Annotated in this window: 15 protein-coding genes; 12 read left to right on the top strand and 3 right to left on the bottom strand. The window is 40.2% G+C overall.

Annotation, left to right across the window (positions count from 1 at the left end; all coding sequences use genetic code 11):
- The first annotated feature begins 75 nt into the window (after nucleotides 1–75).
- The 8 genes from P3L40_RS15125 to P3L40_RS15090 all read left to right on the top strand — a co-directional run bounded on the left by P3L40_RS15125 (nucleotide 76) and on the right by P3L40_RS15090 (nucleotide 9,039).
- On the top strand, nucleotides 76–3,303 hold the full coding sequence (locus P3L40_RS15125; RefSeq protein ID WP_272515379.1) for a tape measure protein: 3,228 nt from the start codon (nucleotides 76–78) through the stop codon (nucleotides 3,301–3,303).
- Between the two features lie 9 nt (nucleotides 3,304–3,312).
- A complete protein-coding gene (locus P3L40_RS15120) occupies nucleotides 3,313–3,795 on the top strand; it encodes a hypothetical protein (RefSeq protein WP_006661951.1) in 483 nt (160 codons plus the stop codon).
- Nucleotides 3,792–4,259 carry a DUF1833 family protein gene (locus P3L40_RS15115; protein ID WP_210853591.1) on the top strand — a complete coding sequence of 156 codons (468 nt, stop codon included), beginning with the start codon at nucleotides 3,792–3,794 and terminating at the stop codon, nucleotides 4,257–4,259. The genes P3L40_RS15120 and P3L40_RS15115 overlap by 4 nt, the downstream gene beginning before the upstream one ends.
- The gene (locus tag P3L40_RS15110; RefSeq protein ID WP_210853588.1) at nucleotides 4,259–4,651 is read left to right on the top strand and encodes an NlpC/P60 family protein; all 393 of its coding nucleotides are present in this window, start codon (nucleotides 4,259–4,261) and stop codon (nucleotides 4,649–4,651) included. The genes P3L40_RS15115 and P3L40_RS15110 overlap by 1 nt, the downstream gene beginning before the upstream one ends.
- Nucleotides 4,638–7,112, top strand: a complete 2,475-nt coding sequence (locus tag P3L40_RS15105; RefSeq protein ID WP_210853586.1) for a host specificity factor TipJ family phage tail protein — start codon at nucleotides 4,638–4,640, stop codon at nucleotides 7,110–7,112. Before P3L40_RS15110 ends, P3L40_RS15105 begins: the two co-directional genes overlap by 14 nt.
- A 156-nt stretch (nucleotides 7,113–7,268) precedes the next feature.
- Nucleotides 7,269–7,583, top strand: a complete 315-nt coding sequence (locus P3L40_RS15100) for a hypothetical protein (protein ID WP_210853584.1) — start codon at nucleotides 7,269–7,271, stop codon at nucleotides 7,581–7,583.
- Nucleotides 7,584–7,585: 2 nt separating this feature from the next.
- A complete protein-coding gene (locus tag P3L40_RS15095; protein WP_210853582.1) occupies nucleotides 7,586–8,410 on the top strand; it encodes a hypothetical protein in 825 nt (274 codons plus the stop codon).
- A 2-nt stretch (nucleotides 8,411–8,412) separates the two neighbouring features.
- Nucleotides 8,413–9,039 (top strand): hypothetical protein, encoded by a 627-nt coding sequence (locus tag P3L40_RS15090; protein ID WP_210853580.1) that lies wholly within the window; start codon nucleotides 8,413–8,415, stop codon nucleotides 9,037–9,039.
- Nucleotides 9,040–9,110: 71 nt separating this feature from the next.
- On the opposite strand, the gene P3L40_RS15085 is transcribed toward P3L40_RS15090, so the two are convergent.
- A complete protein-coding gene (locus P3L40_RS15085) occupies nucleotides 9,111–9,548 on the bottom strand; it encodes a hypothetical protein (RefSeq protein ID WP_210853578.1) in 438 nt (145 codons plus the stop codon).
- Between the two features lie 215 nt (nucleotides 9,549–9,763).
- Here P3L40_RS15085 and P3L40_RS15080 point away from each other — a divergent pair, with 215 nt between their 5' ends.
- Nucleotides 9,764–11,920: a hypothetical protein gene (locus P3L40_RS15080; protein ID WP_210853576.1), complete on the top strand. Its 2,157-nt coding sequence runs from the start codon at nucleotides 9,764–9,766 to the stop codon at nucleotides 11,918–11,920.
- A gap of 34 nt (nucleotides 11,921–11,954) precedes the next feature.
- Here P3L40_RS15080 and P3L40_RS15075 read toward each other — a convergent pair whose 3' ends face one another.
- Both P3L40_RS15075 and P3L40_RS15070 read right to left on the bottom strand, forming a co-directional pair.
- Nucleotides 11,955–12,515, bottom strand: a complete 561-nt coding sequence (locus P3L40_RS15075; protein WP_210853574.1) for a serine O-acetyltransferase — start codon at nucleotides 12,513–12,515, stop codon at nucleotides 11,955–11,957.
- Between the two features lie 180 nt (nucleotides 12,516–12,695).
- On the bottom strand, nucleotides 12,696–13,133 hold the full coding sequence (locus tag P3L40_RS15070) for an Arc family DNA-binding protein (protein WP_210853572.1): 438 nt from the start codon (nucleotides 13,131–13,133) through the stop codon (nucleotides 12,696–12,698).
- 112 nt (nucleotides 13,134–13,245) lie between these two features.
- Between P3L40_RS15070 and P3L40_RS15065 the strand changes: the two genes are divergently transcribed.
- Genes P3L40_RS15065 through P3L40_RS15055 form a run of 3 tightly spaced genes read left to right on the top strand, consistent with a single transcriptional unit; the run spans nucleotide 13,246 to nucleotide 15,255 of the window.
- A complete protein-coding gene (locus P3L40_RS15065; RefSeq protein ID WP_006661955.1) occupies nucleotides 13,246–13,416 on the top strand; it encodes an Arc family DNA-binding protein in 171 nt (56 codons plus the stop codon).
- A complete protein-coding gene (locus P3L40_RS15060; RefSeq protein WP_247605852.1) occupies nucleotides 13,394–14,206 on the top strand; it encodes a phage antirepressor KilAC domain-containing protein in 813 nt (270 codons plus the stop codon). Before P3L40_RS15065 ends, P3L40_RS15060 begins: the two co-directional genes overlap by 23 nt.
- Complete coding sequence (locus tag P3L40_RS15055) at nucleotides 14,203–15,255, top strand: KilA-N domain-containing protein (RefSeq protein ID WP_210853569.1); 1,053 nt, start codon at nucleotides 14,203–14,205, stop codon at nucleotides 15,253–15,255. Before P3L40_RS15060 ends, P3L40_RS15055 begins: the two co-directional genes overlap by 4 nt.
- The last annotated feature ends 77 nt before the right edge of the window (nucleotides 15,256–15,332 follow it).

The following is a 15,332-nucleotide window of genomic DNA, read 5'->3' as shown; positions in this document are numbered from 1 at the left end:
ATATCGGCTAGTTAACTAAAAAGTTTAAAAAGCTCACACATTTGTGTGGGCTTTCTTTTTTTAAAGAGGTCAGATATGGCAGAAAGTCAAAATGTTGGCGGCATTCATTATGATGTTGCCATGGATGTTAAACCAATGCTATCAGGCGAGCGTCAGGTTGGCTCAAGCTTAGATAGAATGGAAGGAAACTTTAATAAGGCATCTAAATCTATTGATAGCGCCGAGAAATCTATGCTGTCCTTCTCAAAGGCTGCTCTAGCTGTCTCGTCAGCGATAAGTGTAGGTGCCATAGTCAATATGGTGGATGAATGGGGGCAGGTCGCAGCGCGTATTAAAATGGCTCTCAAATCAGTTGAAGGTGATATTGAAAAATATGGCTCCATCCAAGAGCGATTCCTAGAAATAAGTAACCGTAACGGTAAGGCCATTGAAGATACTCAATTATTGTATGTTGGTGCAGCTACATCAATGCAGGAACTTGGATATAACACAGAACAAACAATTGATTACATTGAATCCCTTTCATCTTCTTTAACAGCTAACGCATCCAGCGCCAATGAAACCCAATCGATGATCAACGCGCTTAATAAGGCAATGGTTTCGGGGAAAGTTGCGGGTGAAAACTGGAACTCAATAATGAATGCCACTCCGACATTGATTGGAGATATCGCTAAGCAGTTATCTATCATGCGCGGCGGTGTGAAAGTCACAGAGCAAGATGTTAAGAAACTAGCAGCAGATGGGAAAATTTCTTTCCAGTTATTTGCCGATGCAGTTATCAGAGCAAAAGAGGCCAATAATGCAATGGCTGATAGCATGGATAACACTGTAGCTGATGGGTTCACAAAACTAACTAATTCAGCCAAGGCTTATTTTGGCGAGCTAAACCAAGGTCTAGGGATAACAAGAAATATATCTGCTGGATTCGCTGTTTTATCTGAGAACTTTGATAAGGTTGCGGCTGCGGCTGTCATTGCTACTTCGGTTATCGGTGCAAGATATGTTGGCGCATTATCAGAATCGATTAAAAAGAAAGTTTCAGCTGCGTCAGCATCAGTTAACTATGCTCTAGGGGTGAGAAATGTAGCTCAAGCGACAAAGGAAGAAACTCAAGCCTTAATTAATAATTTAAGCGCAGAGAAAGCTCAGGTAATGGCTAGGAATCAGTGGCTGGCGACACAGTCTGTAGTTAACAAACAGTATGGGCTAAGTGTTAGTTATCAAAAAGAATACCAAGCTAATGCAGCCAGAATAGCTGCGATAGATACGCAAATGGCCACAGCTAAAACACAGTTAGCAGCCGCAACAAATCAGGCTTCGATTGCCAATAGGGCATATGCTGCTAGTGCCAATATGTTGCGAGGAGGTCTGGCATTAATAGGTGGACCTATGGGGGCAGCTACCTTGGCTGCTGGTGCTATTTTTTACTTCTATCAAAAGAGCCAAGAAGCCAAGCAAGAGGCATTAGCTTTCGCTGATTCAATCGAAGAATTGAAAAATAAGATGAAAGATATGTCTGATGTTGCCTTGATGGGTAATATTGCTGAGGCGAGTAAATCCATTGATGCTCAAAAAGAGTCAATACAAGACCTTAAAGATGAGCTGGAAATACTACAAGATAACTACAGTTATACAGCCAGAAATACAGCCGAATATCAAAATAGGTCAGAAAACTTAGAAAAAATTCAGCGTGACATAGCCATCAAAACCAAGGAGCTGGAAGAGGCGCAAGATAAGCTAGCCAAAACGACTAAGTATGTTTCTGATGTTACGGGTGAGTTGGCTGATAGAAATAAAGATTTGTACGATGCTATGAATAATGCCTCTGGAGCAGCTGGAAAAATGGGGGCCGCTTTAGGTGCATTGCAACAGAGAATTAAAGCTGCTGCCGATGAGAAAGCCAGATTAAATAACGAAATGCGTGATAACCCAGAAACTGATGATGGGAAAAAAGCATTATTAAGCCTTCAAGAGCAAAATGAACTGTTAGGGATTAAAGATAAGCGCTTAAGGGCAATCAGAAAAGCAGAGATAGAGGCAAATAAACTCACTAAAAATCCAAAACAGCTGAAGGCATTAGTTGCCGAAGCAACTGCAAACTATGATCTAACCGAAGCTGAGCGCGAAAGCTCTAAGGCAGCAAAAACATCAACAAAAACCACTGATGAGGCAGGAGAAGCACTTAAACGCTTACAAGCCGAACTAACCAGACTCAACCAAGGTTATGCAGAAGGCTCTCTTGAGCTAGCGCAGTATGATGCTGCACAGGCACTGGGCGCTAAAGCTTCACCAGAACAAATAGCATTAGCAAAAGAGCGAGCAAAATCTATTTGGGAAGTACAGGCGGCAACCAAGGCGGCAACTAAAGCGGAGGAAGATAGAAAGAATAGTCAGGCAAACTTCACCTCTCTTCAGGAAAGCGCCTCACCAGTGACAGCAATTGATAACCAATTTGCCAAACAAATGGAGCAAATCAACCAATACAAGCAACTTTACCCGAAAAGCATTGCTGAGGCTGAGGCATTACGCTCTCAAATCGAGGAGCAGTATCGCCAGAAGAGGATGGATGCACAGTGGCAAGAGCTAAGCAATGCTAGTTTAGGCTACAACATGCTTACATCAGCTGTAGATTCCTTTGGTGGTAATGCATCCAATGTAATTACTGGTTTAGTAACAGGCACGATGTCAGCAGCAGATGCAGCACGCTCATTGGGTAACACCATGCTAAACAGTATCGTTAACTCGCTTGTTCAGGTTGGCGTTGAGATGCTGAAAAACTTCATCATTGGTCAAACTATGGGGAGTGCTGCCGCAGCTGCTTCCGCTGGTCAAGCTGCATTGGTTGCTACAGCTTGGGCTCCTGCCGCCGCCTTATCATCACTAGCAACATTAGGAGCAAATGCTGCCGCGGCTAACACAGCTATCGCTGGAACTGTTGGTATGGCAAAAGGCTTAGCTGTTGCAGGTGCTAGATATAATGGTGGACCTGTTGGCGCTGGTCAAATGTATCAAGTCGGTGAGCATGGTAAACCTGAAATCTTCAAAGCCAGCACCGGAAAGCAATACATGATACCGGGTGACAATGGGCGAGTTATTTCGAATAAGGATATGCAGGGCAGTGGTAATGGAATCACCTTGAACATTGAGTTCAACGACTACTCATCGGGCAAGCATCAATTTGAGGCTCAGGCATCACAAAACGGTGATACGTTGACAGTTCAGGCATTCTTAACTGATATGCAAGAAAAGGGACCCATGCACCGTTCAATAACTCAAAACACCACAGCAACAACCAGACTGTAAAGGCTATCCATGGAAATAATCGACTACCCTGAATGGTTTCCGTTACCACAAAAAGCGGATAAGAACATGACGTTTGATACTGGGTTTCGAACGGATCAGCCTCAAGTTGGAGCGCCGATATTCCAGAAGCTAACGGATGACATTAAAACAGTTTGGAATGTTAAGTGGATATTTCAGCTAGGTGAAGAAAGGGCTTTTCAGCAATGGTTGAGAAGCCCTAACTATTTGGACAACTGCACTAAGTGGTTCAGGATGCCTATTAATCTTGGTGGTTCTGGGCTGCAACCACAGGAGCTTCACTTTGTTAGTTATCCGGTTCAAACGTCGATTAATGGCAGCGTGGTAACTTGGACAGGCTCGGTTATCTGTCGCAAGCTATTTAATGAAGACGACGAGTTTGGCGATTTAATCGTTGAGATACCGCCGAGAGATTGGGGTCTACTAGATATTGTCGTCACTGAGCGATTGCCTAGGTGCAAGGGGGGCGAATGAAGTTAAGAGAGTACCGAGCGCAACGACCGATGCGCACATTCTACGAGACCATTCAATTCTATCACCCATCATTCGGAAACATTCATTTAGTCAGCTTACCGATAGAGCCTAAGGTATTGGGCGGTGTTGAGTATCAGCCGTGTAACTTTGAACTTGCTGAAAGCCAGCAAAGTAAAACGCCGATTATCGATGCTTCTGTTAAGTTTAGCCGAGTAGCGCAGGACTTTAAGCAGCAGCTCAAGTTATGGCGGTCAAACACTCGAATGAAGCCAATTATCGCAACGTTTAGATTGTTTGATTCAGCCGATAAAGATAACCCGATAAGCGAATGGTCGCTGTACGTGAAAGACTGCTCACTTGATGCCGAGTCGGTCACTGTCACGCTGTCGATGAATAACCCGCTGAATAAAAACGTTGGGCGAATTTATACAATGGAAGAATTCACAGGCTTGGAGACTGTTTAATGACGAAATTAGAGTTTATTAATCGGATGATTGGCAAGCCGTGGAAGAATCGGGCGTGTACGTTTGAGGCGTGTGATTGTTGGGCGCTGGTTGTACTTTACTATAGGTACGTACTAGGTACGGAAATTCATCATGACGCTGGCTATGAATCGGACCGTGATTTTGTAACTTGCTATGAGAATGAGGTCGAATTCTGGCAGCGCACCGAGCATCCAGTAGATAATGGGATATTCATTGGTTATCTCGGCTCTCAACCAGCTCACATCGGATTAATTATCGATGGTAATGCATTTCATAGCCGAGGTGAAAACGGCGCTGTAAGAATGGATAGGCTCATTGTGCTTGAGAAGAAATTCACGAAATTGGAGTTTATGAAATATGCCGATAGTTGAAATTCAGCGAATAGCGGGAACACCTAAAGAAAGAGTCGATTTAAAAGTCGGCTCTTTTTTTTATAGCGATTTTCTAGTGCATCAGCAGTTGCATACCGATGTGGTAATTATCGTTAACGGACGTGAACTGCAAGAAGATGACGAATTAGATTTCGAGATAACACCGACTCACTTTATTCAAGTGTTTGACCAACCAAAGGGCGTTATCGGCGATATCCTGAATCCAGTGTTTAACTTGGTCACGAAAGTGTTTTCGTTTCTTGCACCAAAGACGCCATCATTTTCTGCGGCTGAATCGAATGTCAAAGATAGCCCGAATAATAGGCTAACAGGGCAAACAAACGTTGCGCGAGCATATCAGGCAAGACCAGAAATACACGGGCAAGTAAGGGCGTTTCCTGACCTCATTCAGCAATCAATGTTTGAGTACAACAACAACCTCAAAACAGTTACTGAGTGGCTAAATATCGGTATTGGCGAATATAAAACAGAAAGTATTCGATTTGCCGAATCTGATTTTACCGCGATGGCTGGGGCAAGCTACAAAATATACAAGCCCAAGGAAGTTATCCCGCTTATTAATGAAGGCTTCGAGTTTCCAGACATCGACGGTCAAGAATTGCCGGGGCCCAATGAAAGCAAGGATATCCCGCAGCAAACAGCGACCGCAAACGAAGTGGTTTCAGGCGAGATAAAAGGTGGTGAAGCAGCAATAAAAATCGTTAAGCAAGATGAGTTTGAATACTTCTATGAGCTTACAAAGCCGCGCTCTATTTCAATGACTGTGAATGTGAGTTACGACACTCCTCAGGGTTCGGTAACTAAAGATGTGAAAATTGACGCTCAATTAGTTGACGCAAAAATTAGTGACGACGGTTCGTTAATTAACCCTGTTGAGTATTACGAATTCTTTTTTGCCAATCTTTCGGGTAATGACTTAAGCACCTTGCCGCCCAATGCTGTAGTGAACACGACTAAGTTCATTCTGTATGATAATCAGTTTCTAACAGTTGGTCCGTTCTTTTCACCTGTAGAAGGTGACCAGTTATGGGTGCACACACAAGCACAATTAGGTAACGGTCAAGCTTGTAGCGCTAGGGTTGAGGTTTGGAAGATTGATATTAATAATATCGAAATATCAGGCACTAGACAGCGAGTTACAACTAAAATATATGAGACTAGTGGTGCAAGAGTTTACTACAAGACCGAGAAGATAACTCCGAGAGCTGGAAAAGGACGTTACGCAGTACAATTAACTCGGTTAGAAAATAGTAGCGACCAAAGTGTGATGAAAATAGAAAACGCTCACATTGTTAGAGTGCGTGAGAATGTTGTTTTTGAGAATGACACGATAGTTAATGTGTCAGTGAGAGCAACGGAAGCGCCAACAGGAGCGAGAGAGCGTAAATACAATTTGTTGGCCACACGCATGCATATTTCGTATGACCGAGTATCAAAGCAAGTTGATTATACACTTAGGCCATCACGAAGTTTTGCTGATGCAGTGCTGCACACTTGGCTAATTACTGCAGGTGAAAGCGAGAAGAATATCGACATTGATGGGCTATATCGAATTTACGATAGCTTACCTGATGAACGCCTTGGGTATTTCGATTACACATTCGACGATGAAGACATCTCACTTGGGCAACGTATAGAAACTATCTGTAATGCCGCGCGAGTAACTGCTTATTTCGATAATGCAGTCCTCACATTCTCTCGTGAACAGTCTAGCGAATTTCCGATGACCACATTCAACCGTTCAAATATCACAGGTAATGACATGAAGATATCGTATGACATGTCTATGCCATCGGGATATGACGGTATTGAACTTGAATATGTCGAACCGGTTCGCAACAAGAAAGACTATATCCGCTTTCGAGTAGATGAAAGCGGCATCACGGAAGGGCTATCGCGCACGCCGAATAAGATAGTTTTGCAAGGTTGTAGAAATCATTACCAAGCACTAGATAGGGCGTTGTTAGAAGCTAACCGACTCATTCACCAACGAACAAGCATCAGCCTGACGACGCTTGCAGATGGCGGGAATGTGTACCCATCAGACATGGTACTGATAGCGGACACTTACGACTCCAACCAGCAGGCAGGTTACATCACTGAGCGAAACGGAGAGGTATTCACAACTAGTGAGAAAATTAAATTTGACGATGAAATGTGGGTGTATCTCACTGATAGTATGGGTTACACAACGCAGAAATTCAAAGCGGAGCCTCGCATTGATACTGAGTTCGGCTTTATCGCTAGTGTGCCAGAAGATATCGAACTTAATTTCTATGATGGGAACAACAAACAAGTTGCATCACGTTATATCATTGCAACTTCAGATGAGTTAGAAATGACCAAATGGGTGATAACAGATAAACGCCCGCTCGGCGGCGAACGTTACACAATAACCGCAACTGAGTATTTCGACGCCAAACCAGACTATAACATTTAAAGCCCATCCTGAGTGATGGGCTCATAGTATAATAAGAATAAGATGTATTATGGTTAATGTTAGCCAATGTTGATGGCTGATTGTTTATAATCTATGATACCTCTATAGTATATTATTAAATATTGCTATATTTTTAGCATTCAAAGGAAAATGAAAATGGCTAACGAATCAGGTAGCAAAAAAAAGACCCCTCAGGCCGGTATAGAAAGAAAGATGGAGCCAACAGTTCCTTTTGGCATAGGTATGCATCAAGTGGGTAATTATAATATCGTCGATTTTTTATCGCTGCCATCAAACAATGATGACATTAAAAATACAAAAGCATTTGCAAGTATCATATTGGATGAGCGTATGTCATTGGTGCTTATAGATGCCTCTATTGAAGTATTGAAAAGCATTGGCAACAAGGAAGAATTGGAAAGGGCAAAACAAATGATTTCTAAATTCATTCAATCCGATACAGATGAATAAGCATGAATAAATCTACTTTTCCACTACCTATAACAAGATTCTCTTCAGGACGGGGAGGGGTTGCCAAAGCTACTGCTAATAAAGATTATAATACGAAGCCCAGATTGATTGGCGCAATCAATGCTCATAAAGATGTTGGCAGTCGATATGTTGTAATCCTCGATGCAGAACATAATATTACAGAGAATGCTTGTGACTTCTTGAGAATGAACATGCGAGATGCTGACCTTGATCATAGCATAAATAACTATTATAAAGAGTTTTTTCACTCAGTATCATTAGAGCGTACATCACCATACTTACTTGATCACTATGAGTCAGCAGATGTAGTTTCTGGTTTCCATTTGTACTCAACAAATGACACATACAAGAAGCTAAAAAATGAAGTAATAACTCTAGTTAGAACCATAAAAGATGTAAAAATTAATGAGCGCCATAATACTCTCAGAGATTCTATTACAAGTTTTATCCCTTTCAATGAAAGGATAAAAGAGATAATTGATTATCACTCGACTCTGAAACCGGTGCTGAAGTTAAAGGAAATTAATTATATGTCCATAATTAATTTCATGAAATACTCCATTGAGTTGAAGGCAGTAGCTGATGATAAGTCAATAGGTTATGATTTTGATTTAGATGAAATGAAAGTGTCCCTTTCTAACGAGAATAAAACTTTAGATTTATATTTTACAAAAGATGGTCATGTGAATTTTTTGTTTGAAGATAAAGATGAAGATGGGCTTACAAGAATTTCTGGAACCTCATTTTTCACAAAAAAAATAACTAGCGGACATAAAATATCTATATTACTGAACATGGTGAAATAGGCATGGATGATAGTGAATTGCTTGATGAATTATTAGAGAATAATGAATCAGAGAAAGTGGAACTTGTTGATTACTATAGCCAGCAGATTGGATGCAAAGATGATGTGCTTTTGTGCAGGATGGGTACAACTCATCAGCATAGAGCGGCTGACCCTGCGCCAAATGTTGATGGTAAAACTGTCAAGGATGAATTGTTTGACCTTCGTTTACATCTGACTCCACCTGAAAAAACAGTAAGCGTATTTTCTATGGGTTTCAATGGTGACAAGGATAAATTGAATGACGATTTTTTGTGCTTAATATCTCAGTATGTGAAAGATGATTCTGATAAGAGGATACCACTGTCTGAAGTTAAAAATTGCAGGGTTACTGTTATTTTAGATAAGAGTAAGTTTAATCAATCAATGAATCTATCAGCAGATAATGTCAAATTATTTGGAACTTATGTAAGCTTTACTGAAACCAAAAATAGTAAAGGACGCAGGAAAAGCCCCAAAAAATGCGATGGAAATGGTTGCAACCCAAAACATAGAGGGCGACATTGGGATTTGGAGTACAATGCAGGGTGTAGTAGTCATGATTTGATAATAATAAAAAGAACACTCTGTGAGATGGTAACTGTTTTATAATAAAACATTCATTATCAAACTTGACCCACATGAGTGGGTTTTTTATTGCCTGAACGTAGCCTAAGTTTTATTCATTGCCTATCAATTTCCTTAATTAGCGCATCAATAGTTTTGATTATAGGTGTAAGGTTATATGGGGCATTTATCTCATCACTGTATCGACCGGTAAGTTTTGGTATGAACTTTTCTTTTGCAACTGAGTGGTTTTTCCACGCTGACCATATGCGTTTCTTTTTTCTTTTAGGTGCAATGCGAACCAGCATCAATATATCGTTTTCTTGAATAGTTTCATATCTGGTTGGGTTATCGTCAGTAAGTAACTTCCTTTCAATGATGGCCTTATTGTATACAATATCAGTAGCATCATTAAACTCTTTGCGCTTATCTCGGGATAGATTAAATTTATGCCCAACATATGCTCCACAGAAAAAGCTAAGCGCAGTCCAAGTTAGGCTTAGTATTATTTTTATCGTTATGCTTTCTTGTATTAAGGAGACAATGGCATGCATATAGAGCACCTGATTTTTATTATTATTCCTACTATAGCATTTATTGCTGGATTTATTCTTGGTGGATTTAACAAGATAAAAGGTTGGTGGGGGTAAATATAATCTGTTCAATTAAAGAAATCATACTTTATTCATATTGCTTCATTCTTATTAACCACTCTGTTCAGTAATCTAAATTAAACAATAACACATCTTCTAATAGGAGAGGACAACTTATGTCTACTGTACCAACAAACAAACCTGTACCAAGTAAAGAAATGCGTGATTTAGCTTATAACGCAGAAAGAATTGATGAGTTCGTTACATCATTACAGCACGAATATAAAGATAGATTCGGACAGTGCCACCGAACTATCGAGGGAATTAACTGGGTTGCAACTCAGCTAATTGAGCGATTTAAAGTTGAAATGGAGCAGGCGATTTTAGTCGCTGGATACGTACCAGTTGGCACATTCCAAGAGGGTGCAGAGTTAGCCAATAGAAATGAAACATTGTTATGGAAATTGCCTGACGGCGATGGTGACCATTACCGTTGGGATGGTGACTTACCTAAGCAAGTCCCAGCAGGCTCAACTCCGCAATCAACAGGAGGCATCGGTAAAGGTGCTTGGGTTAGCGTTGGGGATGCGAGTTTGAGAGGGGAGTTATTAACGAGTAATGGTGATGATGTTATTTACTCTATTTCAAAGACAAAATATCTACGAGTAGGTAGCTTTGAGAAAGGTGCGATTATAACAAAGTGGAACGAGGCTCTAAAATACGAAGGATTTTACTACGCTGTAAAAAATGAAAGTGTACTTCCTATCACTATTAACCCCAATTCAGCACCAAATAACGACTGGATTTGCGTAGGTAATGCAACAATGCCTATTGGCAGTCATTCATTATTTGATTTCGGATGTGTTGATGATAATGGTATTACTGATAATAGATTGAATATCCAGCGCGCTATTGAGTATATGGAATGGTGCAAATCCGAAATGTATACCGATAGCTCAGCAGACAATAAGTACTTTGGTATTAATAGCTTTCATCCGCTATATCCAGCCAAACATTGCTTAATTATCACAAACCCGAGGAATATTAATATTTACGGGGGCAGAGATAGAAATAGCAGCATTAAGTACACTGGATCCGTGTCAGGAAGCTCTCTCATTGAGCTTATAGCAGCAAGAAGCGACTGGGGGATGTCAATTGAAAGACTAGGTGTAAGTGCGGGGAATAAACTAAATTATGTAATTAGCGGTGTAGACGTTTGGTATGCTCAAAATGATTTCAATGGCGGCTGTTATGAGGACGCTGTACTTGATGGCATTCATGTCTCAATGTACATGTCTAGTTTTAAAAGAGTTTTTGCAAATAACAATGGGCAGGATGGATTTGCATTCGGTGGCCCATTAACTGACGGTGGATTTGATCGCGGAACATCCACGTCATTATCATTGATAGACTGCTGGTCTAGGGCGTCTGGCCGATATGGATATAGTGTAAGCAATGAGCTTTGGTATTCCGAGTGGAGCTCCTGCGGGTGCGATGGATTGCCAACAAAACGGACTCAAATTGGGTATTATCTAAAAAATGCAAAAGGGGTTGTGCTGTCAGGTATCGGTGCAGAGCAAACAGAAAAACTAATGAAAGTGGATTCATTCCGTGGTCTTACTGTAAACGGAATGCAAATGTCAAACGCAGGTTCAACAACCACAACACTTGATTACTGCATTGAGCTCGGCAGTGGTTTTGATGCTACGTTCTCGGGTTTTGCTCCTGTAAATCAGTTTGATGATAAGTATGAATATTTAATCTATGTATCAAATGCGACAGGTAATGAAAGTGTTGTACTTTTAGATCACAGTATCAGAAGTAATAAAATCGGCTTCAAAAAAGCAACCCCAGAGGGTTATTACCGATATCCTGAAATATTCAGCTTTGCTGTAGGGAGAAGTCAAGATAGAGGGTATCAGCGAGATAGCAACGTCTTGCATGTGGGTAGTGGTACAAGTATAACCCCGTCATCGACAGGTATTCAGGACACAATTATCAAACGTGATTTTATCGTGAGAACCGTGGGCAAGCAAAACGTGTCAATATTCTCAACTACAGGAAACAACTTTACTGTTGTTATCGATATCACAGAAGTGACAAAAACAGGAACAAAATCGGCAGTTGCTAGGCAGTGGGTATCAAGTAAGGTGAATGGGTCAATATCTTTACATGGGTCAATGGGGTCACCTCAATCAGATTGGGCTTTTGATAATCCATCTGGCGGCGGTGTTATTGGTGTCATTGATAGCACTCCTGATGTGGATAGGGAATTCATAGTTTCAGTTAGATTCACATCAACAGACGGAAGTGGTATATCATTTAGCATTTAAAATTAACCATCTGGTGTTATCCAGATGGTTTGCATCATTTTTTATCTTTACTAGTGTAGCGGCGTACCACTAAATCATTATATTCAATTGTTTTAACTTTTTTAGCAGGTACGCCAACATATACAGAATTTGAGTCCACATCTTTAGTTACTACTGAGCCAGCACCTATCTTTGACTCATTGCCAATAACAACATCCTCAACAATACACACACTAGGACCTATGTATACATTATCACCTATGGTTGCAGCTTTGCCGTAGTTAGACCCAATAGTTGTAAACTGACTTAGATTAACATTATCACCAATAACAGTTGTTGGATTCACGACAATAGAACCACCATGACCAATATACAGGCCATACCCTATTTTTGTATTCCTAGGTATATCTAACATGTACTTCCTAGATAACCTGCGGTGATTAAATATTGCAATAACCTTTATTATTTTATTTTTTGATTGACATAGCCTAAACCAAAAAGAAAAACGAAAGCTTATACTTCTAATATAGTAATTGACTATATTTTTAATATTAACGTTATCTTGCCCAATATATCTACCTAAATCACTTTTTATATACTCAAGTGGCATTCCCATGCTACCTCCGTGTCAATCTAAGTATTTTGAGTGAGTGATTATATTAATAAATAGGAAAAAATCATTATTTTCTTTCTAACATATAAGCTGTAATTATCAATGCATAAACTAAACCCCCAACCCCAAGCTAACACTTGGGGTTTTTGGTAGGTCAGTGGTGCCGCAATTGGGGGCAAATCGTTATTTATTCTTAGTGATTTCTTCAATAAGTTTTTTATTTTGCTCTATCAATTCTTTTTGCAAATCAAAGGTGTCTTTGTATTTATTTATTTCTTCTTGTAACTGTTTCTGCTCTAGTGCAATTTTCTTCATTTGCTCTAGTTGCTCTATCATTAATCTTTGCTCAGCAATTTGCTTTTGATAGTTACTTGCCTGCTCATGCAAAAGCTCTTTGTTTGCACTAAGAATATCAACCGTTCCGCTTATACCTGAGTCACTTACTCCATCAGGTAGATCACACTGAACCCTACCATCAAGAATATCTTGAAGTATCTGAACAATTTCAGAGTTCATTGACCTGCCATTTCTCTCAGCCCGAGCTGCTATGCGCTCTCGCATACCCATTGGCATTCGAACGGTGAACCTTTCAATAAATTCTTTTCCGTCTTGCTCGCTCATAAACTCATTCTCAAAATTAATTTGAAAAAGAGAATAACATCATATTGACAGTACGCTCAATGATGTTATATTGATGCCATAACATCATTTTGATGCCAATGGAGAAATGAAAATGAAAGAAGCAAAGCCAAACGTATTCCCTTTAAGAATGCCTGAAAACATTAAATTGGCGATCAAGTCAAAAGCAGATAAGGAAGGATTATCAATAAATGCCGCGATTATTCAGCGATTAGTACAATCACTACAAGGAGATGAAAAAAATGATAGTAACGCAGCAGTATAAGGACGAAGCCCCGTCGGTTGCAGCCTTCGGAGCTTCTGATAACGTCAAATCATCCATAGGAAATAACGTCATGAATACTTTAACAACTACTAACCAAGTTGTCACTATGTCTAGTATTGACTTCTTAAACAACATCATCAACCCAGCTCGTGAGTCAGCTGGTGAGAAACCTGTAAGACCAGCTGATTTCCATGCTCGTGTTAATGATGAAATTGATGATATTTTAAACTACGAAAATTTCGTAGTTGGCAAAACAGGCCATAAAACTCATTACACCACCTTAACTATGGAGCAAATGACCTTAGTAGGCATGCGTGAGTCAAAAGCTGTTCGCCGTTCAGTTCTTGAAAAATTGAAGTCACTGGAAAAACCATCCATTGATCCAATGGTCGCGCTTAATGACCCTGCTTTCTTACGTGATGCTTTAATTTCTTACACCGAAAAGGTTATCCACCTCGAGCATCAAGTCGAGGAAATGAAACCTGATGTTGATGCTTTAAACCGTATCGCTAAAGCAGAAGGCTCTCTGTGTGTTACTGATGCCGCTAAGCAATTGCAAGTTAAGCCTAAGTCATTATTCGACTTAATGAGCCATAGCAAGTGGATTTATCGTCGCCTTGGTACTGCTTGGATTGGTTATCAAGATAAAATCCAGCAAGGCTTACTTGAGCATAAGGTTACCGTGGTAAAAAGTTCAACAGGTGAGGATAAGCAAGTATCACAAGTTCGTGTTACTGCAAAAGGTTTATCTAAATTAGCAAAATTACTGAGCGTCGAGGTGGCAGCATGAATAACCAATTAATTATTTCTAACACCTCAATTCGTAAAGACTCTATTGGACGTTACTCGCTGAATGACCTACATAAAGCGTCAGGCAACCAAGATAAAGATAAGCCAGCAAACTGGTTGCGTTCAGAGAAAACCGTTGAATTAATTGATGAAATTTTAATTGCTCACAATCGAGAAGTTAAAAAACAAGACTCTGATTTTAAGCCTGTCGTATCAAAAAGCGGTCGCTATGGTGGAACCTACGTCTGCAAAGAATTAGTTTATTCTTATGCTATGTGGATCAGCGCAGCTTTTGCCTTAAAAGTTATAAGAGCATATGACAACTTAGTTACTAGTGCTGCTAAGGTAAAAGCTACATTTGTGCAATCGACAGCAAAAGAACTTACTCCGCTACGCCAAACAGCCGAGCGTTTAATTGCTACAGGTGTTGGTAATATTTACCCTGATATCTGGAAGTATGTTCACAAGGAGTTCGGCGTTGAGCATATCAACGAGCTTTTGCCTGAACAGATACCGCAAGCCATTTCATTTCTTGATGCCCTTGAAGGTGAATACATACCTAAACAGCAATTGCCACAGGTTGGACTTGAAAGCCTTGCGATGCCAATGTCATTCTTTGATGAATATGATTGGCTGTTTAAACTTGAAGGAACAGATAAAGACGAAGCATTATCTAGCTTTTATAAGTACCCTCAAAAAATGCTTAAAAATATGGCTGAATACCCAAACCCATTAGGAAAAATGCTAACAAAACTATCTGATGCAGGTGTAAACGTTGACGCTGCGTGGCTGCATCTAAGAGTGCTAAAGCATAACTATGAAGTAAACACTCGCAAATTAAACTCCAGCATGAGTGACGGTGAGTTAAGTAGGCTCTTAGTTGTTCGTAACCGTTTTGATAAGGCGCTATCACTATGGAAAGACAACCTTTGCCGTAACTTAATACGGATGGATGTACCTAGTGCCGTACCATTCAATCAAGCTGTAACCGATGCTATAAGTGAACTTAGGTTCATCACCGACAAAATTTCAGAACGGCTAATTGCCTAACCACACATAGCCCAAGGATGGGCTAGTAAAACCTGATGATTTACTGCTATTCTATACATATAGATAGTTGGGAGGTA

The organism is Providencia sp. PROV040 (assembly GCF_032706145.1).
Taxonomy (GTDB): domain Bacteria; phylum Pseudomonadota; class Gammaproteobacteria; order Enterobacterales; family Enterobacteriaceae; genus Providencia; species Providencia hangzhouensis.
The sequence above is the reverse complement of the archived record's forward strand: the minus strand, read 5'-3'. Positions and strand labels throughout refer to the sequence as shown.